We start from the raw sequence: 25,147 nt of genomic DNA on the forward strand, positions 1-25,147 counted from the left end.
TGACGGTTCCGCGATGTTTCGATGACAGACCCGATCCGCCGTTGGCGGTGTGATCCGGCATGGCGCAATCGTTGTTAAGATCAGCGTGCTACAGGAGATTCACGATGATTCGCATCATGTTGGTCGACGACCACCGACTGGTCCGCGCCGGCCTCAAGCGCGTGTTGACCGAGGTGGCGGACATGGAAGTCGTCGCCGAAGCCAGCAGTGGCGAAGAGGCGCTGGAGTTGGTCCGCACCGTCGTGCCCGACGTCGTGCTGATGGACATCAACATGCCGGGCATCGGCGGCCTGGAGGCGACGCGGCGTCTGCTCCAGCGCTGCCCAACGACCAAGGTCATCGTCGTGTCGATGCATCTCGAAGAGCCCTATCCCAGCCGCATGCTCGCCGCCGGTGCGGCGGGTTACATCAGCAAGGATTCGGCCGCCGACGAGGTCGTGACCGCGATCCGCCGGGTACACGGCGGCGGACATTACGTGGCCGCGGACGTCGCCGGCAATCTGGCGGCGAGCCTCGTCAAGGGCCCGAGCGGCGCTTCTCCCTTCGACCAACTGTCGCAGCGTGAGACCCAGGTGATGCTGATGGTCACCAAGGGTTATTCGACGCAGGAGATCTCCGACCGCCTGCACCTGTCGCCGAAGACGGTGAGCACCTATCGCTATCGCCTGTTCGAGAAACTGGGCGTGAGCAACGACGTCGAACTCACGCGCATGGCGATGCGCTACGGTTTGCTCGACGAACGCGCCGAGAACCGGTCCGAGATTTGATGGCGCAAGCGGATACGCCTTTCGATCATCGGGCGTTCCTGTCGCAACTGAGTACGCGCCCCGGCGTCTACCGCATGTATGGGGCCGGCGGCGAGCTGCTGTACGTCGGCAAGGCGCGCAATCTGCGCAAGCGGGTCTCCAGCTACTTTCTGCGCGACAGCGGCAATCCCCGCATCGAGCGCATGGTTGCGCAAATCCACCGCATCGAGGTGACGCTGACGCACACCGAGGACGAAGCCTTGCTGCTGGAGGCGGCGCTGATCAAGGAGTTCAAGCCGCGTTACAACGTCTATTACCGCGACGACAAGAGCTACCCTTACGTGCGCCTGACCGCGCACCGCTACCCGCGTATCGCCTACCACCGCGGCGCCCGCGTCCCGGGCGAGCAGTATTTCGGCCCGTTCCCCAGTGCATCGGCGGTGCGCGAAACGCTCGCGACCCTGCAGAAGCTGTTTCGCCTGCGGCCATGCCGCGACAGTTTTTTTGCCCACCGCGACCGCCCCTGCCTGCAGTATCAGATCAAACGCTGCTCCGCGCCGTGCGTCGGACGGATTTCCGAAGAGGAATACGCACAGGACGTACGCAAGGCCGTGCGTTTGCTCGAGGGCAGGGCCGATGAGCTCGCGCGCGAACTCACCGACGAGATGGAGCGTGCCGCCGAGCGTCTCGACTTCGAGCTGGCGGCGCGGCTGCGCGATCAGATCGCTGCGCTCAAACGCGTGCGCCAGAACGAGGCAATGACCGGCGGCGCCGAGGATCTGGACGTGATCGCCGTCGCGCCGCATGCAGCGATGAGCTGCGTAGTGGTCCTGAGCGTGCGCGGTGGGGTGAATCTGGGGCACAGCAGTCACTTCCCCAGCCATCCGCTGGATACGTCGCCGGAGGAGTTGCTCGAGAGCTTCATCAGCCAGCACTACCTCGCGCAGACGCCGCCACCGGAGATTCTGCTCAGCCATGCGCTCGGTGACGCCGGTTTACTGGAAGAGGCACTGAGCCAGCGCGCCAAGCGGCGGATCAGGCTGCGCAGGCCCCTGCGCGGACTCAAGCTGCGGTTGCTGGATATGGCCCAGCAGACGGCACACCAGGCCTTGTCCACACGGCTGCTGGAGACGGCCAGCATGGACGAGCGCCTGCTCGAGCTGCAGCGCGTGCTCGATCTGGACCGTCCGCCCCAGCGTCTGGAGTGCTTCGACATTTCCCACACCCAGGGCGAGCGTGCGGTTGCCTCCTGCGTCGTGTTCGATGCCAATGGACCGCTGAAAGCGGCATATCGCAAATTCAACATCGAGGGCATCACCCCCGGTGACGACTATGCGGCGATCCACCAGGCGGTGAGCCGGCGTTTCGCCAAGGCCAAGGCCGGGCAGGGGCCTTTGCCCGACGTGCTGTTGATCGACGGCGGGCAGGGACAGCTCGAGGCGGCGCTGGCGGCTGTGGACGAGCACGGAATCATGGACCTGCGGGTCGTCGCCATCGCCAAGGGACCGACGCGCAAGCCGGGTCTCGAGGCGCTGATCGTCCCGGAACAGGAACAGCCGCTGCGTCTGCCTGCGGATTCGCCCGCGCTACACCTGATCCAGCACATCCGCGACGAGGCGCATCGCTTTGCGGTTGCCGGGCATCGTGCGCGCCGCGACAAGGCGCGGCTCGGTTCGGCGCTCGACGAGATCGAGGGGCTCGGACCTGCGCGCCGGCGCGCCTTGCTGCGTGCCTTTGGCGGGTTGGCGCAAATCCGCCGCGCTAGCATCGACGAGCTGGCGCAGGTACAAGGAGTGTCGCGCACGCTCGCCGAGCGTATCTACGCGCATTTCCACTGAGCTGGGCTATCCTGAGCGCCCAGACCTCTTCATGCCAACCCGACTCACGTGCCGATCACACTGCCCCTGCTGCTGACGCTGATGCGCGTCGCGGTCATTCCGGTCGTGCTGGCCCTGTTTTTCGTGGATTGGCCTTATGCACGGCAGATTGCGACGGTGCTGTACACGCTGGCCGGTTTCACCGACTGGCTGGACGGCCATCTGGCGCGGCGCTGGAACCAGACCAGCAAATTCGGGGCTTTTCTCGATCCGGTTGCCGACAAGCTTCTGGTCACCGTCTGCCTGGTGATGCTGCTGCAAGATGCCCCGAGTGGCGTGCTGGCGGTGATCGCCGCGATCATCATCGGCCGCGAAATCACGATTTCGGCCTTGCGCGAATGGATGGCGGAGCTGGGCCAGCGCACCAGCGTCGCCGTCAGCCGCATCGGCAAATGGAAGACCGGATTTCAGATGACCGCAATCGGCATGATGATCTGGCAAATGCCACTGCTGGGCATTCCGATTTACGACATCGGTTACGCATTGCTGTTCGTGGCCGCGGCATTGACGCTCTGGAGCATGGTCGCTTACCTGCGCGCCGCCTGGCCGATTCTCCGTGACGGCGGATAGCGGTCTGCCGACACCACACGCCGCCGGCATGGATTTGTCCGATGGGTATCTCGCCGCAGGATCCGCCGGATCTTCAGCCGGATCGCAGCAGCACGTAGAGCGCGCCGCTGCCGCCATCCACCGGCCGCGCGCTGCAGAAGGCGAGCACGTCGCGACGCTGGCGCAGCCAGCCGTCGAGCAGCCGTTTGAGCACGGGGCCGCTGTTGGGCGAGCCGTGGCCCTTGCCGTGAATGATCCGTACGCAGCGGATGTCGCGCTGCCGGCATTCGGCGAGAAACCGCACGATCGCGTGGCGCGCCTGGTCGCGGTTGTGGCCGTGCAGGTCGAGGACGCGTTCGATGTGGTAGTGACCCCGGCGCAGACGTCGCAGCACCGCCTCCTGCACGCCGGGGGCGCGGTAGTGCAGCGTCTCTCCGTGTTCGAGCAGACCCGGATCGGGATCGAGCAGCATCTCGCGCAGGACTTCGAGATCGTCGGCTTCCCGCTGATGGGCACGCGGTTCGGGTCTGCGGCCTGGGTCTGCCACCCGCGGCGAGGGTGGGCGCGGGCGCACGTCGCGCATCGCCAGGCGGAACAGCCGGGCGTCTTCGTCGTCGATGGCGGTCATGGCAGGTTGGATGGGCGCAACCGCCGGCGGGTTCCGGCAGCGTCTGTGCGCATGATAGGGGACGGCCGGTTAAACTGATGAAAACCGCTTTGTCCGCATGAAAATCCTGCTCTCGAACGACGATGGCTGCATGGCGCCGGGTCTGGTGTGCCTGCGCGATTACCTGCGCAGCCGCCACCAGGTGACCGTCGTTGCGCCGGACCGCAATCGCAGCGGCGCCAGCAACTCGCTGACCCTGCTCAACCCGCTGCGCGTGCAGCAGCACGCCGACGGCACGCTGTGCGTCGATGGGACGCCGACCGATTGTGTGCACCTGGCGCTCACCGGACTGCTCGACAGCCAGCCGGACATGGTCGTCTCCGGCATCAATGCCGGCGCCAACCTTGGGGACGACACCCTCTACTCGGGGACCGTGGCCGCGGCGATGGAAGGCCGGCATCTGGGCTATTCCGCGATCGCGATCTCCAATGTCTCGATCGCCCCCAAGCATTACGACACCGCCGCGCGTGTCGCCTTGCGGCTGATCGAACGTCTGGAGGCGGCCCCGTTGCCCGGCGACACCATCCTCAACGTCAATGTGCCGGACGTGCCGTGGGAGCAGCTCGCCGGTTTCGAGGTGACGCGTCTGGGCAACCGCCACCGTTCCGATCAGGTGTTCAAGTCGCAGGATCCGCGGGGACGCACGATCTACTGGATCGGGGCTGCCGGCGCCGAGGCGGATTGCGGTCCGGGCACCGACTTTCACGCCATTGCCCACAACCGGGTCGCGATCACGCCCTTGCTCGTCGATCTGACGCGCTACAGCGCGCTCGAGCAACTGGGCAGGTGGGCCGAGGCGTTATGAGTGCACGCCGGTCCTCACACATGGCGACGACCTCGGCAGCCCACCCGGCGCAGCAGCGTCTCGTCGATGAGTTGCGCCGTCAGGGTATCGCCGACGAGCGCGTGCTGGGCGCGATCGCCAAGGTGCCGCGCCATCTGTTCGTCGATGATGCCTTGCAGAGCCGCGCTTACGAGAACACGGCCTTGCCGATCGGGCATGCGCAGACGATCTCGCAACCCTATGTCGTGGCCCTGATGACCCAGGCCGTGCTCGGTGGACGCAAGCCGCCACAGCGTGTGCTCGAAATCGGCACCGGCTGCGGCTACCAGACTGCGATCCTCGCCGAGCTGGTGCCCGTCGTATTCACGGTCGAACGCATCAAGCCCCTGTCGGAACAGGCGCGCAAGCGGCTCGGTGCGCTGCATTACCGCAACATCCACTTCGGCTATGCCGATGGCAGTCAGGGCTGGCTGCCGTATGCGCCGTATGACGGCATTCTGGTCACGGCCGGTGCGGAGGCGGTGCCGCCAGCGCTGATGCAACAGCTCGCGCCGACCGGACGGCTGGTCATGCCGGTCGGCCCACAGGGGGCGCAGCGCCTGAAGCTGATCGAGCGCCGGATCGCGGGTTTTCACGAACAAGACCTGGGTGCGGTCAGCTTCGTGCCCCTGTTGCCGGGGAAGTGCTGATATGCGCATTTTTGGCCGTCTGTACGACCGGATGCTCGATGCCGCGCGCCACCCGCACGCGGACTGGTACCTGGGTGCGGTCAGCGTCGCCGAATCCTCGTTCTTTCCGATTCCACCGGACGTGATGCTGGCGCCGATGGCGCTGGCGCGGCCGCGCGAGTGGGTCTTCCTGGCAACGCTGACGACCCTGACCTCGGTGATCGGCGGGCTGATCGGTTATGCGATCGGTCATTTCGCGCTCGATGCCGCGATGCCCCTGATCGAGCAGTGGGGGTACCGTCCGGCGTATGACACGGCCGTGCTGTGGTTCGAGCGCCATGGTTTTTGGGCCATTTTCGTCGCCGGCTTCACGCCGATTCCGTACAAGATCTTCACGGTCTCGGCCGGTGCCGCGCACATGGCCTTGCTGCCCTTCATCCTCGGGTCCCTCATCGGCCGCGGCGGTCGTTTCTTCCTGGTCGCCGGCTTGCTCGGTGTGCTCGGTCCGCGCATCGAGCCGCGTCTGCGCCAGTTTGTCGATGCGATCGGCTGGGTGACGCTTGCCGCCGTGGTCATCGGCGTGTGGCTGTGGCAGCGGTGAGAATCCTCGCGACGGGACTGTTATGCCTGGCGGCGGGATTGGGTGCCGGCTGTGCCGGCTGGTCCACCTGGGAAGACCAGCGGCAGCGCGATCCGCCGCCGTGGCGTGCGGTCGGGCCGGATGACTATGTCGTGCGCCGTGGCGATACCGTGTATTCGATCGCGTTCCGGCACAACCTCGACTACCGCGAGTTGGCACGCTGGAACGGCATCGGATCCGATTATCGGATCTACCCGGGTCAGGTCCTGCGCTTAAAACCGCCATCGGGTGTCGCCGCTGCGACCGATCCGCCATCGCGTCCGGCCTCTGCCCCGGGCAGTATTTTTTCCCGGCCACCGGCAGGCAAGCCTGCGGCACCGGCAGCGCCGACCCTCGATCCAGATACATCTGAGGGCCGTTATACCTGGGTCTGGCCCACCACCGCACCCATCGTGCGGGCCTATGGGATAGATGGCAACCGCGGGATCGATTTCGGTGGCCGGGAGGGGCAACCGGTCCTCGCCGCCGCGCCGGGCCGCGTGGTGTACAGCGGCAACGCGCTCAAGGGATATGGCGAGCTGATCATCATCAAGCATGATGACGTGTACCTGTCGGCCTACGGATACAACCGGGTCCGGTATGTCAAGGAGGGCGACGTCGTCACCGCCGGACAGCCGATCGCCGAGATGGGGCGTGGACCGGAGAACAGACCCCTGCTGCATTTCGAGATCCGGCGCAGCGGCAAGCCGATCGATCCGGCCGAGAAATTACCGCGCCATCCCAGCTGATCCGCCGATCGAGCATGCGTAAACCGTGCGCGTTTGCGCACGGTGCCGCCGGCGGATATCGGCTTTGCATCTTGCACACTGCGATTCGATAATACCGCCCCTTTTCAACCCGCCGTTTTCCACTTTCCGGGACGTCCGTGAACACCGTCTTCCCGCGCATCCAGCGCCTGCCGCCCTACGTCTTCAATATCGTCGGAGATTTGAAGAAGGCGGCCCGAGCCCGTGGCGAGGACATCATCGATTTCGGCATGGGCAATCCGGATCAGCCGACGCCGCGGCACATCGTTGACAAACTGGTCGAGGCCGCCGTGCGTGGCACCGAGTCCGAGTACGTCAAGCCCGAGCATCGCGACGAAGACGGCGTACACACGCACCGCTATTCGCTGTCCAAGGGTGTGCCGCGGCTGCGCCGGGCGATGAGCCGCTGGTACAAGACCCGCTACGACGTGGATCTCGATCCCGAGACCGAGGTCATCGCGACGATCGGCTCCAAGGAAGGGCTTGCGCATCTTGCGTTTGCAACGCTCTCCGCCGGCGACGTCGTCCTGGTGCCCAATCCGGCCTATCCGATCCACCCATACGGAGTCGTGCTCGCCGGTGCCGACGTTCGGCACGTGCGACTGACCCCGGAAGTGGATTTCTTCGAGGAGCTCCAGCGCGCGATCAAGGAAACCTGGCCGGCGCCCAAGATGTTGATCCTCAATTTCCCGGGCAATCCGACGACGCAGTGTGTCGATCTTGCGTTTTTCGAGAAGGCGGTGGCTTTGTGCCGGGAGCATCAGATCTGGCTGATCCACGATCTGGCCTATGCCGACATCGTCTTCGACGGCTATGTCGCGCCCAGCGTGCTGCAGGTTCCCGGCGCAAAAGAGGTGGCCGTGGAGTTCTTCACGCTGTCGAAGTCGTACAACATGCCGGGCTGGCGCGTCGGTTTCATGGCCGGCAATCCCACGCTGGTCGCGGCGCTGGCGCGGATCAAGTCCTACCTCGATTACGGCATGTTCACGCCGATCCAGATCGCCGCGATCACTGCGCTCGAAGGACCCCAGGACTGCGTGCGCCAGATCGCCGACATGTACCGTTCGCGTCGGGACGTGCTCTGTGACGGCCTCAACGCAGCCGGCTGGAAGGTCGAAAAACCCAAAGCGACGATGTTCGTCTGGGCCGAGATTCCGGAACCTTTCCGGCATCTGGGGTCGATCGAGTTCTCCAAGCGGCTGCTCGAGGAGGCCAAGGTTGCGGTCTCGCCGGGCATCGGCTTCGGTGAATACGGCGACGGGCATGTGCGCTTTGCCTTGATCGAGAACGAGCACCGCACCCGTCAGGCGATCCGCGGGATCAAGCGCATGCTCAGGAACGCATAGGAAGCAGCGCCGGCAGGGGGCCGCGGCAGCGGATGCACCCCAGGCCAGTTGCGGCGGTCTGCACGGGCGGAAACGGCGACAGCGATCTGATTCGGGATGAGCGCACCAGTAAGACTCGGAGTCGTGGGCTTGGGTACGGTCGGGCAGGGCGTGCTGCGCCTGCTCGGGCACAACGCGGAGGAAATCACCCGTCGTGTCGGCACATCCGTCGTCGTCACCGATGTCGCGGTGCGCGATCCGGCGCGTGCGCGCGACTGCGATCTGTCCGGGATCAGGGTGTGGGACGATGCCGTGCGCCTCGTGCGCGAGGCCGATGTCGATGTCGTCGTCGAGCTGATCGGCGGCAAAACTGTGGCCCGTGAGGTGATCCTCGCCGCGATCGCGCGCGGCAAGCCGGTGGTCACCGCGAACAAGGCCCTGCTCGCCGAGGATGGCAATGCCATCTTCGAGGCCGCACGCATGGCCGGCGTGGTCGTCGCATTCGAGGCGGCGGTCGCTGGCGGTATCCCGATCATCAAGGCGATCCGCGAGGGCTTGGCGGGGAACGTCATCGCCAGCGTGGCCGGGATCATCAACGGCACCTGCAATTACATCCTCACGCAGATGGCCGAGAAGGGCGAATCTTTCGAGGATGCGCTCGCGACGGCGCAGCGCCTGGGCTATGCCGAGGCCGATCCGCATTTCGACGTCGGCGGCATCGATGCGGCGCACAAGCTGGCGATTCTCGCCGCGATCGCCTTTGGCATGCCGCTGGCCTATGGCGAGGTCGCCGTCGAGGGCATTACCCACGTCACGCCCGAGGACATCAAAATCGCCCAGGTGTTCGGCTACCGCATCAAGCTGCTTGCCATCGCCAAGCGTCACGGCGCTGCGGTCGAGCTGCGCGTGCATCCGACGCTGATCCCCGATGACACCGTGCTCGCCAAGGTCGATGGCGTGCTCAACGCCGTCGTCGTGCACGGCAACGCGGTCGGCCAGGTGGGGTTTTATGGGCGCGGCGCCGGCGGCGATGCCACCGCTTCCGCAGTGGTTGCCGATGTGATCGATGTCGCGCGTGCGCTCGTTACGGATTCCCGGCACGTGGTGCCCGCTCTGGCGTTCCAGCCCGATGCGCTGCGGCCCTTGCCCGTGCTGCCGATCCGCGCGGTCGAAAGCGCGTTTTATCTGCGCCTGCGTGTCGCCGACGAGCCAGGCGTACTGTCCCAACTGACCGCGATCCTCGCGGCGCACGACATCAGCATCGAGGCCATTCTGCAACGCGAGCCGCGCGGCGGCGACGATGCGACCGTGGCCTTGATCACTTCGGTGATTCCGGAGCATCGCTTCGACGATGCGCTGGCCGAGATGCAGCGGCTGCCCTTCGTGCGCGCGGGCAGCGCACGCTTCCGCGTCGAGAAGTTCGACTGATCACCGCCGACGCGGATGGATACAGAAGCTGTCGCAGGAAAAGTTTTTCTGATTTAGAGACCGTCCGTGAGTTCTTACACCGGCATCATCGAGCATTACCGCAGCCGCCTGCCATTTGGTCCGCAAGTGCGCGCGATTGCCCTGGGCGAGGGGCGCACACCGCTGATTCGCCTGCATAACCTGCCACGCGACATCGGGTTCGAAGGCGAGTTGTATGTGAAGTTCGAGGGGTTGAATCCGACCGGTTCGTTCAAGGACCGGGGCATGACCGCGGCGGTGACGCAGGCGGTGCACGAGGGCGCACGTGCGATCATCTGCGCATCCACCGGCAATACCTCCGCCGCCGCGGCGGCTTATGCCGCGCGCGCCGGCATCACCGCCTTCGTGCTGATTCCCGAGGGCAAGATCGCGCTCGGTAAACTGGCCCAGGCCATTGCTCACGGCGCCGTCGTCGTGCAGATCGCCGGCAACTTCGACGATGGCATGCGCCTGGTCAAGGAAGTGGCCGAGAGTGCACCGGTGGCGATCGTCAATTCCATCAATCCGTATCGCCTGCAAGGCCAGAAGACCGCGGCCTTCGAGATCGTCGAGGCGCTCGGGCGGGCGCCGGATTACCACTGCCTGCCGGTCGGCAATGCCGGCAACATCACGGCGTACTGGATCGGCTATGCGGAGATGTCGGGCTGGGAGACGGCGGCGAACAGCCTGCCCGAGGCCTTGCGCCGGTATGACACCCATGCCGTCGTCGGCACGCGGCCGAAGATGGTCGGCTATCAGGCTGCCGGCAGCGCACCGTTTCTGCGCGGAGGGCCGGTTGAGCATCCGGAGACGGTGGCAACCGCGATCCGCATCGGTCATCCGCAGTCCTGGGACCGGGCGTGGATTGCACAGAAAGAATCCGGCGGCTGGTTCGACGAATGCACCGACGCCGAGATTCTCGCAACCCAGCGGCGGCTCGCCGAGCGTGAAGGGGTGTTTTGCGAACCCGCATCGGCGGTTTCGCTGTGCGGCGCGCTGCGCGACATCCAGTCTGGGCGTATCCCGCAGGGTGCGACCGTGGTCTGCACCTTGACCGGTAACGGCCTGAAGGATCCGGACATCGTGATGAAGAACGGTTTGCAGGGCCTGATTCGCGTGCCAGCCGAGCGTGGCGCCGTCGAGAAGGCGCTGCTCGACCGGCTGTCCTGAGGACCGTGGCCGGCGCCGATCCCGTCATCCGCCGCCGCGCCGCCGGCGATCCGGAGCGTCTGCCGTCCTCGTTGCATCCGGTATTGCGCCGTGTGTACGCCGCGCGCGGCGTGCAGGCGCACGAGCTGTCGCTGACGCTCTCCGATCTGCTGCCGCCCTCCGGTCTGCTGGGAATCGATGCCGCGGCCGCGCGACTGGCCGATGCGATCGAACGGGGTGAAGGGATCGTCGTCGCCGGGGATTACGACGCCGACGGAGCCACCGCCACGGCCGTTGCGGTGCTCGGTCTGCGCGCACTCGGGGCCGCGGATGTGCACTATGTCGTGCCGGACCGCTTCCGCATGGGCTACGGTCTGTCGCCCGCGCTGGCACAGATGGCGGCTGCGACCGGTGCGCGCGTGCTCGTGACCGTCGACAATGGCATCGCCAGCCTCGCCGGTGTCGAGACCGCACGCGCGCTCGGTCTGGCCGTCATCGTCACCGATCATCATTTGCCGGGGCCCGAGCTGCCGGCAGCAGATGCCATCGTCAATCCCAACCAGCCGGGCTGCCGGTTCGCATCCAAAGCGCTGTCCGGCGTGGGGACGATGTTCTATGTGCTGCTCGCCGTGCGCGCCGAGCTGCGCCGGCGCGGGGCATTCGCGGTGCGTCCGCAACCCCATCTCGCGGAGTTGCTGGATCTGGTTGCGATCGGCACGGTTGCGGACGTCGTGCGCCTGGATCACAACAATCGCATTCTCGTCGAGCAGGGCTTGCGGCGTATCCGCGCCGGGCGTATGCGCCCGGGGATCGAAGCATTGCTGCGCTGTGCCGGGCGCCAGGCCACGCGCCTGGACGCGCAGGATCTCGGCTTTGCGCTGGCTCCGCGGATCAATGCCGCGGGCCGGCTCGACGACATGCGCATCGGCATCGCCTGCCTGCTTGCGCCGGACCTGGCTGCCGCACAACCCCTGGCGGAGACACTGGACCGGTTCAATCGCGAGCGCCGCGACATCCAGGAGCAGATGCAGCTCGATGCCCAGGCCCTGATCGAGGACGCCGGCCGCACCGGACTGTGCCTGTTCCATCCCGACTGGCACGAAGGCGTCGTCGGACTCGTTGCCTCCCGTATCAAGGAGCTCCATCACCGGCCGACGATCGCATTCGCGCGCGCGCAGCAGGAGGGCGAGCTCAAGGGCTCCGGGCGCTCGATCCCGGGCCTGCACCTGCGCGACGTGCTCGCCGCGATCGATGCGCGGCATCCCGGCCTGATTCTCCGCTTCGGCGGTCATGCCATGGCGGCCGGATTGACGCTGAAAGCAGCGCACCTGGCTGAATTCGCGGCCGCTTTCGATGCCACATGCGCCGCGCAGCTCGATGAGGTCGCGCTCGAACGCCTGATCGAGACCGATGGTCCGCTCGATGCGCACGAGCTTAATCTCGACACGGCGCGTGCCCTGGAGCAGGGCGGCCCCTGGGGTCAGGGGTTTGCCGAGCCCTTGTTCGAAGGTACGTTCGAGGTCGTCGAGGCGCGCGGCGTCGGCAGCGAGGGCGCGCATGTCCGCTACCGCCTGCGCCACGACGGCGGGCTCACCGTCACGGCGATCGATTTTGGCGGCGCATCGCGTCTGTGCGCGAACGGACGGGTCGCTGCGGTCTATGCCTTGTCCGTCGACCGCCATCAGGGCAGCGAGGCGCTGAATCTGCGCATCGTCCATCTGCGCCCGTTGTAGGACGATGGCGTAGGCAAAATCTACTGTCGCAGGTCCCGGCCAGAGCACCTAGGATCACGATCATTCGTTTCATCCTGTCTGCAAGAGGTGCGCCGTGGGGAGTGTCAGATCGGTTTTGTGCGCCGGCTGGATGGCGGTGTGGCTGTCGGCCTGTGGCAGTTCGGAACGGGCGCAGGTGATCGCACCGGGCCCGCAGGCTGCGCCGCAGACGCGCTTTGATCTCGCCAACCGCTGCTTTGCGCTCAAGTCCCTGGATGCGGACCGTTTTGTCGTACGACAGGGTTCGGGCTATGCGGCGAGCGGTTCTACGCTCGATGGTGCCGAGCGCTTCTACATGAAGCCCACGGCCCTGGGCGAATATCTGTTCTATGCCCGGGACCGCGTGCTGCTCGCCGGCAACGGTGCTGCGGTCGAGGCCGCGACGGCGGCGTCGGCGCTGTCAGACTGGCGGCTCGAAACCACCGCGCCGGGCCGTTACACCGCGCGTCTGGATGCGCTGGGCAAAGCGCTGGCGACCGATGCGCAGGGTCAGCTCGTGCTCGCCGATACGCCCGTCGAGCTGGCCTTCGTTCCGGCCACGGAGTGCACGGCCTACCCGGAAATTCCCACCGATGTGATCGGTGAAACCTACAAGGGCCGCGGCGTGGACCAGCCGGTCGTCGGCTTTGCCGAGGTACACACCCACATGGCGATGGGTCATGAAATGTCCGACGGCAAGACCCGCGTTGGTCCCTCCGCCGGCGGCGCTCTCTACGGACAGATGTTCCACCGCTACGGTGTGCCGCATGCGCTCGAGGACTGCGAGCAGTGGCACGGACCCAATGGCATCCGCGATCCCGAGGCGCTGATTCTCGATCAGGAGCCGCTCAAGCTGCATGACACCCAGGGATGGCCAACCTTCGTCGATTGGCCCGCGCACGATTCCCAGCTGCATCAGGCGATGTACTACAAGTGGGTCGAGCGGGCGTGGAAGGCGGGTCTGCGCATCATGGTGTCGGAAGGCACCAACATCGAGGCATTGTGCGATGTCGCCCGGCTGTATATGAGCACCGTGCGCCCGGATGCCGTCGGCTTTGAGTGCCGCGACATGGATCTTGGCATCGCGCAGATCAAGTATCTGTATCAGCTGCAGGATTATGTCGATGCGCAGGAGGGCGGCCCCGGCAAAGGGTGGTTCCGCATCGTCAAGGATCCGGCCGAGGCGCGCCGTGTGATCAACGAGGGCAAGCTCGCCGTCGTGCCGGGTCTGGAATTTTCCAATGTGTTCCGCTGCAACGTGCGCTTCGACCCGCTCGGCGGCGAGACGTCCGGCTGCACGCGGGAGGACATCGACCGCCAGATCGATGAAATCTGGGAATTGGGCGTGCGCGAGATCTTCCCCTACCACGATGTCAACAGCGCGCTCGGCGGCACCGGGATCTTCGACGGGTTGGCGCTGAATCTGGTCGGTTTCTACGGCACCGGCCGGTTCTGGGAGACGTATGACTGTCCCAACGGCGGAGAGGGGGAGACCTATTTTTATGACGCTGGCGCGTACATGACGACCGCGCTTCCGGGTACCGGCAACGATCCGCTGACGCAGGCGGTGATCGGGCTGCTGCAAGGGCCGGCACCGATTTATCCGCCGGATCGGCGGCAGTGCAACGCGCGCGGCATGACCGAGCTCGGGCGCTATGCGATACAGAAGCTGATGGAAAAAGGTTTCATCATCGACATCGACCACGCCGAGCTGTCGATCAAGAGCGAAATGATCGCGATGGCCAAGGCGCAGAACCCGCCGTATCCGCTGATCTCGGCGCATGGCGGCCACGGCGGGATTTCGATGGAGCAGGCCCGGGATATCCTCGCGCTCGGAGGCCTCATCTATCCGATGAAGCCCAATGGTCGGGGCCATGTCGAGTTCATCGAAAAGCTCAAGCCAGTCTGGCAGGCTGCCGGCCGCACCGATCCGATCGCGGTCGGTTATGGCATGGACGCCAATGGCATCGCCAACCGGGCGCGTCCGCGCGGTGCCGGCGCCGAGCCGGTGCGCTATCCGTTCACGCTGTTCCGCGGCGAGGACTGGGGGCCAATGTTCGCAGGCATCGCGCCGGTGACGTTCAATCTGCAGACTATCCCGGAGAGCGGCAAGACCTGGAACATCGATGAGGTCGGCACGGCTCATTATGGGATGGTCGCCGACTACGTCGAAGAAATCCGGCTCGAAGGTGGCCGCGAAGCGCTCGAAGCGCTCTACCACTCCGCCGAAGCCTATCTGCGCATGTGGGAGCAGACGGTCAATCGCTGAGGCGGGTGATGAGACTTGCGATCTTCGGGGTGCTGACGGCGGCGGTGCTCGCCGGATTGTGGTGGTGGCTCAAGCCCGCCCACCGTCCGGCGCCGGTGCCACCGCCGGCCGCCGCCGTGCCGGCACCGGCGCAGGAGGCGCCGGCTGCGCCCACGCCGCGGCGGTTTCATTTGCGCGTGCCCGCCGACACCGGTGCCGATGGCGTACTGCGGGTACGCAAAGGAGAAGCGGTCGTCATCACCGTCAGCAGCGACCGTGCCGACGAGCTGCACCTGCACGGCTATGACCTGACCCTGGATCTGCGTCCGGGCGAGACGGGGACGCTGGCCTTTACCGCGGCGCATGCTGGCCGCTTCGAAATCGAGCTGCATCGCGGCCATGTCGCGCTCGCTGTGCTCGAGGTCATTCCCGACTGAGCGCGTCTTGCGGTGGGTCGCTGCGCTCGCCCTGGGCGCGGCGCCGACCCTTGCCGCCGCCCATTCTTTCGGCCGCATCTACAACCTGCCGGTGCCGTTCTGGCTCTACGCCTACGGTGCCGCAGCGGCGCTGGTGCTGTCGTTTCTGGTCGTCGCCTGGTTTGGCAGCGCGCCGGCGGTATCCGTCGATCCGACCGGGCGCGATCTGTCGCAGGCAGCCTGGCTGCGCCTGCTGCGCCGCTGGCATCTGCCGCGGCTGCTGCGTTGGCTGGCGTTGCTGTGCCTGCTGCTCTGCGTGCTGACCGGCTATTTCGGCACGCGCGATCCCTACCGCAATTTCAACATGACCTTTTTCTGGGTCGTGTTCGTGCTGGGGTTTTCCTACGCGACCGCACTGCTCGGCGATCTTTACGCCTATATCAACCCCTGGCGCACGCTCGCCGCACTCGTCGGGCGCATCTGGCACGGGTATCTGCAGGGGCGCGTGGCTTACCCGTCGTGGCTGTCGTACTGGCCGGCGCTCGTGCTCTACATGGGTTTTATCTGGATCGAACTGTTCGGTTTCACGCGTCCGGTGTCGCTGGCGCAGTGGCTGGTGATCTACACGGGGCTGAATCTGTGTGCGGTAGGGTTGTTCGGCGCCCGTGCATGGTTTCGCTATGGCGAGTTCTTCGCGGTCTTTCTGCGCCTGCTCGGCCTGATGGCGCCCCTGCAGTGGCGTGCCGGTGGAGGGTTACGCCTGCGTATGCCGTTCTCCGGCTTGCTGCAGACCCGCGCCGAGAGCTGGAGCCTGGTCGTGTTCGTGCTGTTCATGTTGTCGTCGACGGCGTTCGACGGCCTGCGTGCGACGGTGCCGTGGTACCGCCTGTTCTGGGGAGATGCCACCGGCCTTTTAACCGCATGGCTCGGCGAGCCGCCGATACGGTTGTGGGTCGAGCTGCGCCCCTGGTATCTGGCTTACGAGACGCTGAGCCTGCTGCTCTCGCCATTTTTGTACCTCGCGGTTTACTTGTTGTTCATCGCGTTGGCGAAGTGGCTGGGGCGTAGCCACGCAAGCGTGCGCGAACTGGCCTTTGCATTTGCGTTTTCCTTGCTGCCGATCGCGCTCGTCTATCACATCACCCATTACTACACGCTGCTGTTGACGCAGGGGGTGAAGATCATCAGCCTGCTGTCCGATCCATTCGGTTACGGCTGGAACTTGTTTGGCACCGCCGGTCTTTTCCGCGCACCGATCCTGCCGGATCCGGGGACGGTCTGGCATACCCAGGTCGGATTGATCCTGTTCGGTCATGTCGTCAGCGTCTGGATCGCGCACCTCGAGGCGCTGCGTTTGTTCGCCGGGCGTATCCGCGCGCTGCTGAGCCAGCTCCCGATGCTGCTGCTGATGGTTGCATTCACGACCGCGGGTCTGTGGATTCTGGCGCAACCGATCCAGTTCGCGCCCTGAAATTTCACGCAAGCAGGCGATTCACCGTGTGCAGCGCATCGACCAGTTGGTCGATGTCATCGCGCCCGTTGTAGAGGGCGAGCGAGGCGCGGGCGGTGGCCACAAGACCCAGGCGCTGCATGAGCGGCATCGTGCAGTGATGCCCAGTGCGAATCGCAACGCCGGCCATATCCAGGATGCTGCCGATGTCCTGCGGATGCGCCCTGTCCATGACGAAAGACAGGATGCCGCTTTTTTGCGGCGCGGTACCGACGAGATGCAAACCGGGCACGGTTCTCATGCGCTCGGTGGCGTAGTCGAGCAGCGCGTGTTCGTGTGCGGCGACATTGTCGATGCCAAGGCTATCGAGGTAATCGAGTGCGGCTGCAGTGCCGATGGCGCCGGCCATGTTCGGGGTGCCGGCCTCGAACTTGTACGGAACATCGTTCCAGGTGCTGCCTTCGAAAGCGACGCTGCGGATCATGTCGCCGCCGCCGTCGCGCGGCTGCATGGTTTCGAGATGTTCGCGGCGGGCGTAGAGGAACCCGAATCCGGTCGGGCCATAGCATTTGTGTGCGGAGGCGACGTAGAAATCGGCGCCGAGTGCACGCACGTCGATGCGGGTGTGGGCAAGCGCCTGCGCTCCATCCACGAGCACCGGGATGTTGCGCGCATGCGCATGTTCGATCATCTGCGCGATGGGGTTGACCGTGCCCAGGGTGTTGGAGACGTGGCAGACGGCGACCAGCCGGGTGCGCGGATTGAGCATCGCACGCCAGGCGTCGAAATCGAGCGCACCGTGTTCATCGAGGGGAGCGGCAACGGTTTTTGCACCGACGAGCTGCCACGGCACGATGTTGGAATGGTGCTCCATCGCCGTCAGCAAGACCTCGTCGCCAGCCTGCAGGCGTGGAGCGAGAAAGCCCCGTGCGACCAGGTTGATTGCGTCGGTCGCGCCGCGTGTGAAGACGATTTCTTCGCGCGCCGCGTTCAGCCAGGCGGCGATGCGGTCGCGCGCGCGCTCGTAGGCGGCAGTCGCGCGCGCAGCCAGCTCGTGCACGGCGCGATGCACATTGGCATTGGCGTGGCGGTAGTAGTCATCCATCGCGGCGAGTACCGCGGCGGGCTTGTGCGTCGTCGCTGCATTGTCCAGATAGGCCAGGCGCTTGCCGTGGATGCGCTCGGAGAGGATCGGAAAGTCGGCACGCACGCGCGCAAGATCGAACGTGTTCATGTCAGTTCCGTGATCCCGGCACCCCCGTCCATGCGGGTGAGGAATTTTGCGGTGATCTCGCTGCGCAATTCGGGAGGATGGATGTGCTGGAAGATTTCGTTGGCGAAGCTGTAGGTCAGAAGTGCACGGGCTGCCGCTTCGGGTACGCCACGCGTGCGCAGATAAAACAGGGCCGTGGGGTCGAGGCGACCGAAGGTTGCACCATGCGCGCATTTGACGTCATCCGCGTAGATCTCCAGCTCGGGTTTGGCATTGATCTGGGCCTTGCGCGAGAGCAGCAGATTGGCGATACGCAGTTCCGAGTCGGTTTTCTGGGCGTGCGGATGGACCATGATTCTGCCGTTGAAGACGGCGCAGGCTCGATCGAAGGCAAGGCCGCGGAAATACCCGCGGCTGATGCAGTGCGCGGCGCGGTGATCGACGCGCACGTGATGGTCGAGATGGGTTGCTCCAGCAGGAGCATATAGCCCATACAGGTGCGCCGTGGCACCGGGGGCATCGAGAGCAACCGCCAGGTCGTGGCGGGCAAAACGCGCGTCGAGGTCGATCGTGACGATGTCGACGCGCGCGTTTTCGGCCACGCTGATCGCGATACGTGTGATGCGGTGGGCCGCTTCGCTGGCGGTGAGCACGCGGGTCAAGCGCAGACGCGCGCCCGGCGCCAAGGCAAGCGTGATGAAGCAGGTGGCAAAGCGCGTGTCGCCGGCATCTTCGAGTCGCAGCTCGGCGTTGCCGTCGACGGTCAGGTGATACCGCCCATGACGCCCTGTATCGAGCCTGACCTGGCCGTCGATCGGACGATGCTGCTGCCCGCCGGCGAGAGCGGCATTGAGCGCATCGAGACCGTCGGCATAGTCGGCGGGAAATTCGTGGGTGTCGGGGTTGGGGGCGATGTCTTCCGCAGCGAGTGTCTGCAGCACCGAAAGATCGGTGTACTTCCATTGCTCTTCGTGCGGTCCTGGCAGTCCGAGGCGTAGCAGCGCATCGAGTGCCGCACGGCGTGCGGCGCTAACATCCGGGAGTGCCTCGATCGCGGTGACGATGTTGTCCAGCATCATGCCGCATCCAGCCAGCCGTAACCTTTTTCCTCCAGCTCGCGCGCAAGATCGGGCCCGCCCGATTTGACGATGCGGCCACCGGAGAGCACGTGCACGTGATCCGGCTGCACATGGTCGAGCAGGCGCTGGTAATGGGTGACCAGCAAAGTTGCGCGCGCTGGCGAACGCAGGGCATTGATGCCTTCGGCAACGATTTTGAGTGCGTCGATGTCGAGTCCGGAGTCGGTTTCGTCGAGCACCATCAGCTTGGGTTCGAGCACGAGCATCTGCAGAATCTCGTTGCGCTTCTTCTCGCCGCCGGAGAATCCCTCGTTGACGCCACGCGACAGCATCGCGGGATCCATCTTCATCTGCTTGACACGGTGGCGCACCCAGGCGAGGAAATCCGCCGCTTCGAGCTCGGGTTCACCGCGGTGCTTGCGCTGGGCATTGACCGCGGCCCTGAGGAACACCATGTTGCTGACGCCGGGGATTTCGACCGGATACTGGAAGCCCAGAAAAATGCCGGCAGCGGCGCGCTCCTCCGGCGGCAACGTGAGCAGGTCACGCCCTTCGAACCGGATGCGGCCATCGGTGACGATGTAGTCCTCGCTCCCGGCGATGATTTTCGACAGCGTCGATTTGCCGGAGCCGTTCGGGCCCATGACGGCATGGACCTCGCCGGCGTTTACCGTCAGGTTCAGCCCTTTGAGGATGGCGGTATCGCCGGCACGGGCGTGGAGATTTTCGATTTCGAGCATGGAAGCTGGAACGTTTGTTCTGGCGAATGCGTGATTCATCAAACCGCCGAAAGAGGCAGGGCAGGGTGAAGCGATGCGGCGGTTCACCCGTCTTTGGCGTGCTGGTGCACAGGCAGGTTCGTGGCCGCCGTCAACCCACGGCGCCCTCCAGAGAAACCTGCAGCAGCTTTTGCGCCTCGACGGCGAACTCCATCGGCAATTCCTTGAATACCTGTTTGCAGAAGCCGTTGACGATCATCGAAACTGCATCTTCCTCGCCGATACCGCGTGTGCGCGCATAGAACAGCTGTTCGTCGCTGATTCTGGATGTCGTTGCTTCGTGTTCGACGATTGCCGTCGGATTGCGGATCTCGGTGTATGGAAACGTGTGCGCGCCGCAGCGATCACCGATCAACAGCGAATCGCACTGGGTGTAGTTGCGTGCGTTGTCCGCAGATTCCAGCACCCGCACCAGGCCGCGATAGGACTGCTGGCCAAATCCGGCCGCGATGCCCTTGGAGACGATCGTCGAGCGCGTGTTCTTGCCGACATGGATCATCTTGGTCCCGGTGTCGGCCTGCTGGTGATGGTGGGTCAGTGCCACCGAGTAGAACTCGCCCACCGACTCGTCGCCGCGCAGGATGCAGCTTGGATATTTCCAGGTGATCGCCGAGCCGGTCTCGACTTGGGTCCATGCGATCTTGCTGCGCCTGCCGCGGCAGTCGCCGCGTTTGGTGACGAAGTTGTAGATGCCGCCGACGCCGTTTTCGTCCCCTGGATACCAGTTTTGCACCGTCGAGTACTTGATCTCGGCCTCATCGAGCGCGACCAGTTCGACGACGGCGGCATGCAGCTGGTTTTCATCGCGTTGCGGCGCGGTGCAGCCTTCGAGGTAGGAAACATGGCTGCCGGCTTCCGCGATGATCAGTGTGCGTTCGAACTGCCCGGTATTGCGCTCATTGATGCGGAAATAGGTGGACAGCTCCATCGGGCAGCGCACCCCCTTGGGGATGTACACGAACGATCCGTCGGTGAATACCGCCGAATTGAGCGCGGCGAAGAAGTTGTCGCCAAAGGGCACGACCGAACCCAGATACCGTCGCACCAGCTCCGGATACTCCTGCACCGCTTCGCTGATCGGGCAGAAGATCACGCCGGCTTCGGCGAGTTTTTTCTTGAACGTCGTGGCGACCGAGACCGAGTCGAACACGACATCGACGGCCACGCCGGCAAGCATTTCCTGTTCTTTGAGCGGAATGCCGAGCTTGGTGTAGGTCTCGAGCAGCTTGGGATCGACCTCGTCAAGGGATTTCGGCCGCTTGGCCATCGACTTGGGAGCCGAGTAATAGGAAATCGACTGATAGTCGATCGCTGGGTAGCGCAGATGCGCCCAGCGTGGCTCGCGCATCGTCAGCCAGCGGCGATAGGCCTTGAGGCGGAACTCGAGCAGCCAGTCGGGTTCTTTCTTGCGCGCCGACAAGGCGCGGATCACGTTCTCGTCGAGGCCGGGCGGGAGCGTATCCGCAGCGATATCGGTGACGAAGCCGGCACCATAGCTGCGGTTCTTGACCAGCTCGCGAACATCTTGGGCGTTGGCGGACATGATTTATGGAGAGTCAGCGGGCGGACGATGGAAGGTCAGCACGAATTCCGCGCGCGCACGAGCGGGTGGCGGTGCAGCCATTTGGGCGAGCGTGACGGCTTCGAGGGCTTGACGGATGGCGATGTTGATCAGACGCCAGTTCGCGCGCGTGCTGCAGGCCGACTCCAGCGTGCAGCCGCCCGGGTGTGTGGCACACTCGGTGACGCCGATCGGGCCTTCGAGCGCCGCGATGATGTCGGCGACACTGATACGTTCGGCCGGGCGTGCCAGACGATACCCGCCGTGTGCGCCGCGCAGTGACTGCAGCAGTCCCCCGCGTGCCAACGCCTTGAGCAGTTTGGCGACAGTGGGAGACGGCAGACCGCTACGCTCGGCCAGCTCGAGCCCGCTGTGTACGCGCGCGGCATCACGCGCGATCAGCGTCATCAGCACGGTGGCGTAGTCGGCGAGTTTGCTGAGCTTCAGCATAATAGGACCGAAATGGTACACAATGATTGTACGCGCCGCGCGCGTGTGCCGCAATCGACGGCGGCATATCAGCGATCAGGGATCCATTTGAGGAACCAAGAAAGGAGCCATATCGGCATGGACGATACAGATCTGGCGTCGGCACCGGAGTGGGACGTCGAGCGTCCTTACGTCGAGGTGGTGGATGTCGGGCCCGAGCATCTGGACCGTTTCGGACATACCAACAACGTGGTTTATCTGTCGTGGCTGGAGCGCGTGGCCTGGGGCCATTCGGTGAGCCTGGGGCTGGATTTCGCCGCCTACGAGCGGCTCGGTGCCGGCTGTGTCGCGCGCCGCCACGAGCTTGACTATCTTGCGCCGACCTTTGCCGGCGATCGCCTGTGGGTGGCCACCTGGGTACACGAGAACGATTTTAGGCTGTCGATGTGGCGGCGTTACCAGATCCTGCGCGCCTCCGATCGCAAGACCGTACTGCGCGCGGCGACGCAATGGGTCTGCATCGACATGAAAACCGGCCGGCCGCGGCGTATGCCACCGGAATTCCGCGCCTACGCGCCCTGGCCGAAATGAGTCTGATCCGGTACGCGGCTTTTTAAGTGTTTATGAGCGCGGCGTCCTGGTGAGCCGACGATGGTCGGGCGATCCACCAGGCCTGCGTCCAATATAGCGCCGGTGCGCTGCCCAGCCGGCCGGCGACATAGGCGAGCTGCCGGAAGCGCCGGGCCAGTTGCACAACGGTCCGGTGCTCGATATCGAACAGACAAACCCCCGGTTCTGGCCAGCTGCCATCGGCAGCACAGTTGAATGCCGGGCGATGGCAGTAGCCGCGGCGCGCGAGTTCGCTGTACAGCCGGCGCAGGCGCTGGGCGTTCTCGGCGTCGCGCAACCGTCGGCAGCCCGGGTTGCAGGGCGTGATGACCGCCCAGGACCGGCGGCAGCCAGCCCGGCGCAGCGCGGCATCGGCTTTCGGATCGACGATGCCGATGCGACGTTCGACGGCGCGCTCGCCGCAGTCGATGTAATAGCGCGCGGTGCGAAAAGCCGTCTCCAGTGATGTCCACATCACGACGGCATGCGTGCGAGAAAATCGTCGAAGATCTGCGCGATGGTGTCGATACGCGCATTGAGCGTGTGCTCGGCATCGAGCAGGTGCAAATCCGCCTTGTGCCGCTTTGCGAAACGCAAGGCGCGCTCGACCGGGACGATCTCATCGTGCCAGCCGTGGATCACGCAGCAGAGCGCGGGAATGCCTTCGGGCTCGGCGTCCCAGCCCGGAAAGTAGAGTGCCGGCGCCATCAAAAACAGGCCGTGCGGCGCAAGATCGGCACAGGCCATCGCCGACACATAGCCCCCCATGCTGGAGCCGGCGAGCACAAGCCGCCGCGCCTGCGGACGCAAAGCCAGGAGCTGCGCCACGCGCGCGTTGGGGTCGTGCGTGTGACTATAATCCGGGCTCATGACCTCGAAGCCGCGCGAGCGGGCGACGTCGGCGAGTCGCTGGATTTTGCGCCCCCAGGGGCCGCTTTCCTTGCCGTGGGCGAAGCAGACGAGGCTGTCGATCATGAGATGACTCGGGAGCTTGAGTGCGCCGCATGATAAAAAAACCAGCGGAATCGGATTCTGCGCGGTCACGGCGTCTGCGCAAAGGCGAGCCGCTCGAGGTCGAGCTCACGGTCAGTTTCAAGTTCGGAGACGAACCGGGCGATACGGTGACGCCCATCCGTGAACGCCGCGTGCCGATGGTCGATTCGGTGTTCAAGAACCGCGATCGTATCTTGCGTGCCTTCGTGAAACTGCTGGTGAAGACCGGATTGAGAAGTCCGAAAGTGGTGGGGCAGATGATGCCGCTGGGTCCGCGGCGCGGGCGGGCTCGGCGATGAAGCTGCTGCAGATTCTCAATGCCGTGGTGCTTGCACTGACGGCGACGTTGGCGGTGACGCTGGGTGTCGTGTGCCTGATGTATGCGGTGCACCTCGATCTTTCCCCCCGCATGCGCGCGGAATGGCCGACGGTTGCGACCGTCACGGGCGTGTTCTGGGTGCTGGCGGTGTTCGCCGGTGCCGCGCTATGGGCCCAGCATCGCCGCCATCGCTGGCGCTGGCCGGCACAGGCTGCGAGCCTGCTTGCGCTCGTGATCGGTACACTCGTGCTTTTGCGCGTTTTGCGTGCCTGACACCATGGAACTCTCACCACCGCGGCAATGGGAATGGCTCGGCCTGATGCCGATCGCGGCGGGCCTGTACTGGCTGCTTGCGCACGGCGGCGGAGACTGGTGGATCTGGGCGGTGTGGCCGGGGGCGTTGTTGCTGGCCTCAGGTGTCGCCTTGTTGTTGATGCCCGGGGATGACCGCGTCCTCGGTGTGATGGGGGGCGGCGCCGTGCTCGGTATTCTGGCCACACCGTTGGCATGGATCGTCGCCGATCTGGAGGCTGCCTTCTATGGCATGGTGATGTCCGCGGCGAGCCTGCTCGTCGCCGGCCGCATCGGCCTGCAGCGGCAACCCCGCCATGCCGGTGTGCCCCCACCCGACATGTCGGTGGCCATGGATTTCAAGGCCGGGCTCGACGAGGCCTTGCTCGGCTATTTCGTCTGTACGGCGACGGTGCCTAGCGGTGCGCATGCGGAGCGGATGTGCGAGGAATCGATTCGTCTCGAGGCGCTGATGCGCGAGCGCGGCTGGGTTACGGATCCGGCGTCCCTGCATCCCGCGCCACCGCCTCCGGATGAAACCTACGTCGAACGCGCGCGCACCTTCGGTATCGATTACGAGGTGCTGCGTTTCGACAGCGGATTTGTGCCGCCGATGATCCTGCCGGGTGCGGACCGCTGGCTCGGCTATGAGGCCAACCGCAGTTGTCATGTCCGTCTGCTGCGCCATCCAGGTCCGCCGCGTCCATGGTTGCTATGCCTGCACGGCTATCGCATGGGGGTGCCGTGGCTGGATCTGAGTCTGTTTTCGCCGGGTTGGCTGCATCACCGTCTGGGACTCAATCTGATCCAGCCAGTCTTGCCCCTGCACGGGCCGCGGCGCGAGGGGCTGCGCTCCGGCGACCAGTTCCTCGATGGCGATCTGCTCGACCTGCTTTTTGCAGAGATGCAAACGCTCTGGGATGTGCGGCGCACCCTGGCCTGGCTGCGGACCCAGGAAGCCTCGCCACGGATCGGTGTGTTCGGCGTTTCCCTCGGCGGATATAACGCTGCCTTGCTCGCCGGTTACGAGCAGGGGCTGGATTTCGTCGTCGCGGGTATTCCTGTCACCGATTTCGCAGCGGCGCTGTGGCGCTTCCTGCCGCCGACGCATCTGCGCTATTTCACCTCCCGCGGACTCGACCAGGACCGCTACAGCCGTCTGCTGTCGGCGGTGTCGCCGCTGGCGCGGCCGCCCCTCATTGGATCGTCGCGACTGCACATTTTCGCGGCCACCGGTGACCGGCTGGTCCCGCCGAGCCACGCGCTGGCGCTCGCCCGGCACTGGCAGGTGGGTGTGAGCTGGTACCAGGGTTCGCACCTGAGTGTGCGCCATGAGCGGGTGCCGCACGCCGTCCTGCGTCAGGCCGTTGCCGGCGCGGGCTGGATGGTGGAGTAGACTTTACTTCTCGCGG

The 25,147-nt window shown here is 65.2% G+C and carries 26 protein-coding genes; 18 read left to right on the plus strand and 8 right to left on the minus strand.

All coding sequences use genetic code 11. From position 1 onward, the window contains the following. Nucleotides 1-104 precede the first annotated feature (104 nt). From uvrY to pgsA, 3 genes are read left to right on the plus strand one after another with little or no spacing between them, the layout of a single operon-like run. Nucleotides 105-767, plus strand: coding sequence for a UvrY/SirA/GacA family response regulator transcription factor (gene uvrY / locus BMZ48_RS05735; RefSeq protein ID WP_091532817.1), 663 nt, complete (start codon nt 105-107; stop codon nt 765-767). After that, nucleotides 767-2,584 carry an excinuclease ABC subunit UvrC gene (uvrC, locus tag BMZ48_RS05740; protein WP_091532819.1) on the plus strand — a complete coding sequence of 606 codons (1,818 nt, stop codon included), beginning with the start codon at nt 767-769 and terminating at the stop codon, nt 2,582-2,584. Before uvrY ends, uvrC begins: the two co-directional genes overlap by 1 nt. A gap of 48 nt (nt 2,585-2,632) precedes the next feature. Further along, on the plus strand, nt 2,633-3,193 hold the full coding sequence (pgsA, locus tag BMZ48_RS05745) for a CDP-diacylglycerol--glycerol-3-phosphate 3-phosphatidyltransferase (protein ID WP_091532820.1): 561 nt from the start codon (nt 2,633-2,635) through the stop codon (nt 3,191-3,193). Nucleotides 3,194-3,266: 73 nt separating this feature from the next. Here the strand turns inward: pgsA and BMZ48_RS05750 are convergent, their stop codons facing one another. After that, complete coding sequence (locus BMZ48_RS05750) at nt 3,267-3,800, minus strand: Smr/MutS family protein (protein WP_091532822.1); 534 nt, start codon at nt 3,798-3,800, stop codon at nt 3,267-3,269. 97 nt (nt 3,801-3,897) lie between these two features. On the opposite strand from BMZ48_RS05750, the gene surE reads away from it, so the two are divergent. The 11 genes from surE to BMZ48_RS05805 all read left to right on the plus strand — a co-directional run bounded on the left by surE (nt 3,898) and on the right by BMZ48_RS05805 (nt 16,483). Then, nucleotides 3,898-4,644: a 5'/3'-nucleotidase SurE gene (gene surE, locus BMZ48_RS05755; RefSeq protein ID WP_091532824.1), complete on the plus strand. Its 747-nt coding sequence runs from the start codon at nt 3,898-3,900 to the stop codon at nt 4,642-4,644. Between the two features lie 20 nt (nt 4,645-4,664). Beyond that, on the plus strand, nt 4,665-5,312 hold the full coding sequence (locus BMZ48_RS05760; RefSeq protein WP_200769534.1) for a protein-L-isoaspartate(D-aspartate) O-methyltransferase: 648 nt from the start codon (nt 4,665-4,667) through the stop codon (nt 5,310-5,312). A gap of 1 nt (nt 5,313) precedes the next feature. Then, entirely contained in the window at nt 5,314-5,892 is a 579-nt protein-coding gene (locus tag BMZ48_RS05765) for a YqaA family protein (protein WP_091532827.1), read from the plus strand. Beyond that, nucleotides 5,889-6,659: a peptidoglycan DD-metalloendopeptidase family protein gene (locus BMZ48_RS05770; protein WP_091533001.1), complete on the plus strand. Its 771-nt coding sequence runs from the start codon at nt 5,889-5,891 to the stop codon at nt 6,657-6,659. The genes BMZ48_RS05765 and BMZ48_RS05770 overlap by 4 nt, the downstream gene beginning before the upstream one ends. Before the next feature lie 137 nt (nt 6,660-6,796). Continuing rightward, the gene (alaC, locus tag BMZ48_RS05775) at nt 6,797-8,023 is read left to right on the plus strand and encodes an alanine transaminase (protein WP_091532829.1); all 1,227 of its coding nucleotides are present in this window, start codon (nt 6,797-6,799) and stop codon (nt 8,021-8,023) included. Between the two features lie 96 nt (nt 8,024-8,119). After that, nucleotides 8,120-9,430, plus strand: coding sequence for a homoserine dehydrogenase (locus tag BMZ48_RS05780; RefSeq protein WP_091532831.1), 1,311 nt, complete (start codon nt 8,120-8,122; stop codon nt 9,428-9,430). A 66-nt stretch (nt 9,431-9,496) separates the two neighbouring features. Beyond that, nucleotides 9,497-10,618 carry a threonine synthase gene (gene thrC / locus BMZ48_RS05785; protein WP_091532833.1) on the plus strand — a complete coding sequence of 374 codons (1,122 nt, stop codon included), beginning with the start codon at nt 9,497-9,499 and terminating at the stop codon, nt 10,616-10,618. A gap of 5 nt (nt 10,619-10,623) precedes the next feature. Continuing rightward, nucleotides 10,624-12,330 (plus strand): single-stranded-DNA-specific exonuclease RecJ, encoded by a 1,707-nt coding sequence (gene recJ, locus BMZ48_RS05790; RefSeq protein WP_234981538.1) that lies wholly within the window; start codon nt 10,624-10,626, stop codon nt 12,328-12,330. 94 nt (nt 12,331-12,424) lie between these two features. Further along, entirely contained in the window at nt 12,425-14,617 is a 2,193-nt protein-coding gene (locus BMZ48_RS05795) for a hypothetical protein (protein ID WP_200769535.1), read from the plus strand. An 8-nt stretch (nt 14,618-14,625) separates the two neighbouring features. After that, a complete protein-coding gene (locus tag BMZ48_RS05800; protein ID WP_091532837.1) occupies nt 14,626-15,033 on the plus strand; it encodes a cupredoxin domain-containing protein in 408 nt (135 codons plus the stop codon). Nucleotides 15,034-15,040: 7 nt separating this feature from the next. Next, nucleotides 15,041-16,483 (plus strand): hypothetical protein, encoded by a 1,443-nt coding sequence (locus tag BMZ48_RS05805; RefSeq protein WP_091532839.1) that lies wholly within the window; start codon nt 15,041-15,043, stop codon nt 16,481-16,483. A gap of 4 nt (nt 16,484-16,487) precedes the next feature. Here the strand turns inward: BMZ48_RS05805 and BMZ48_RS05810 are convergent, their stop codons facing one another. From BMZ48_RS05810 to BMZ48_RS05830, 5 genes are all read right to left on the minus strand, one after another. Then, nucleotides 16,488-17,696: an aminotransferase class V-fold PLP-dependent enzyme gene (locus BMZ48_RS05810; protein ID WP_091532841.1), complete on the minus strand. Its 1,209-nt coding sequence runs from the start codon at nt 17,694-17,696 to the stop codon at nt 16,488-16,490. Further along, the gene (locus BMZ48_RS05815; protein WP_091532843.1) at nt 17,693-18,754 is read right to left on the minus strand and encodes a SufB/SufD family protein; all 1,062 of its coding nucleotides are present in this window, start codon (nt 18,752-18,754) and stop codon (nt 17,693-17,695) included. The genes BMZ48_RS05810 and BMZ48_RS05815 overlap by 4 nt, the downstream gene beginning before the upstream one ends. Continuing rightward, on the minus strand, nt 18,751-19,494 hold the full coding sequence (gene sufC, locus BMZ48_RS05820) for a Fe-S cluster assembly ATPase SufC (protein WP_091532845.1): 744 nt from the start codon (nt 19,492-19,494) through the stop codon (nt 18,751-18,753). The genes BMZ48_RS05815 and sufC overlap by 4 nt, the downstream gene beginning before the upstream one ends. Before the next feature lie 130 nt (nt 19,495-19,624). After that, complete coding sequence (gene sufB, locus BMZ48_RS05825) at nt 19,625-21,076, minus strand: Fe-S cluster assembly protein SufB (RefSeq protein ID WP_091532847.1); 1,452 nt, start codon at nt 21,074-21,076, stop codon at nt 19,625-19,627. 3 nt (nt 21,077-21,079) lie between these two features. Beyond that, entirely contained in the window at nt 21,080-21,544 is a 465-nt protein-coding gene (locus BMZ48_RS05830) for an SUF system Fe-S cluster assembly regulator (protein WP_091532849.1), read from the minus strand. Nucleotides 21,545-21,661: 117 nt separating this feature from the next. Between BMZ48_RS05830 and BMZ48_RS05835 the strand changes: the two genes are divergently transcribed. Beyond that, nucleotides 21,662-22,114 (plus strand): acyl-CoA thioesterase, encoded by a 453-nt coding sequence (locus tag BMZ48_RS05835; RefSeq protein ID WP_091532851.1) that lies wholly within the window; start codon nt 21,662-21,664, stop codon nt 22,112-22,114. Between the two features lie 22 nt (nt 22,115-22,136). Here BMZ48_RS05835 and BMZ48_RS05840 read toward each other — a convergent pair whose 3' ends face one another. Further along, nucleotides 22,137-22,607 (minus strand): DUF3293 domain-containing protein, encoded by a 471-nt coding sequence (locus tag BMZ48_RS05840; RefSeq protein WP_091532853.1) that lies wholly within the window; start codon nt 22,605-22,607, stop codon nt 22,137-22,139. Then, entirely contained in the window at nt 22,607-23,107 is a 501-nt protein-coding gene (locus BMZ48_RS05845; protein WP_091532854.1) for an alpha/beta fold hydrolase, read from the minus strand. The genes BMZ48_RS05840 and BMZ48_RS05845 overlap by 1 nt, the downstream gene beginning before the upstream one ends. Before the next feature lie 29 nt (nt 23,108-23,136). On the opposite strand from BMZ48_RS05845, the gene BMZ48_RS05850 reads away from it, so the two are divergent. The 3 genes from BMZ48_RS05850 to BMZ48_RS05860 are packed head-to-tail and all read left to right on the plus strand — an operon-like array spanning nt 23,137 to nt 25,131. Beyond that, complete coding sequence (locus tag BMZ48_RS05850; protein WP_091532855.1) at nt 23,137-23,424, plus strand: hypothetical protein; 288 nt, start codon at nt 23,137-23,139, stop codon at nt 23,422-23,424. Then, complete coding sequence (locus tag BMZ48_RS05855; RefSeq protein WP_091532856.1) at nt 23,421-23,717, plus strand: hypothetical protein; 297 nt, start codon at nt 23,421-23,423, stop codon at nt 23,715-23,717. The genes BMZ48_RS05850 and BMZ48_RS05855 overlap by 4 nt, the downstream gene beginning before the upstream one ends. A 4-nt stretch (nt 23,718-23,721) precedes the next feature. Further along, nucleotides 23,722-25,131 carry a prolyl oligopeptidase family serine peptidase gene (locus BMZ48_RS05860; RefSeq protein ID WP_091532857.1) on the plus strand — a complete coding sequence of 470 codons (1,410 nt, stop codon included), beginning with the start codon at nt 23,722-23,724 and terminating at the stop codon, nt 25,129-25,131. Nucleotides 25,132-25,147: the final 16 nt, after the last annotated feature.

Origin of the sequence: Fontimonas thermophila, from assembly GCF_900113085.1 — a bacterium.
GTDB lineage: Bacteria > Pseudomonadota > Gammaproteobacteria > Nevskiales > Nevskiaceae > Solimonas > Solimonas thermophila.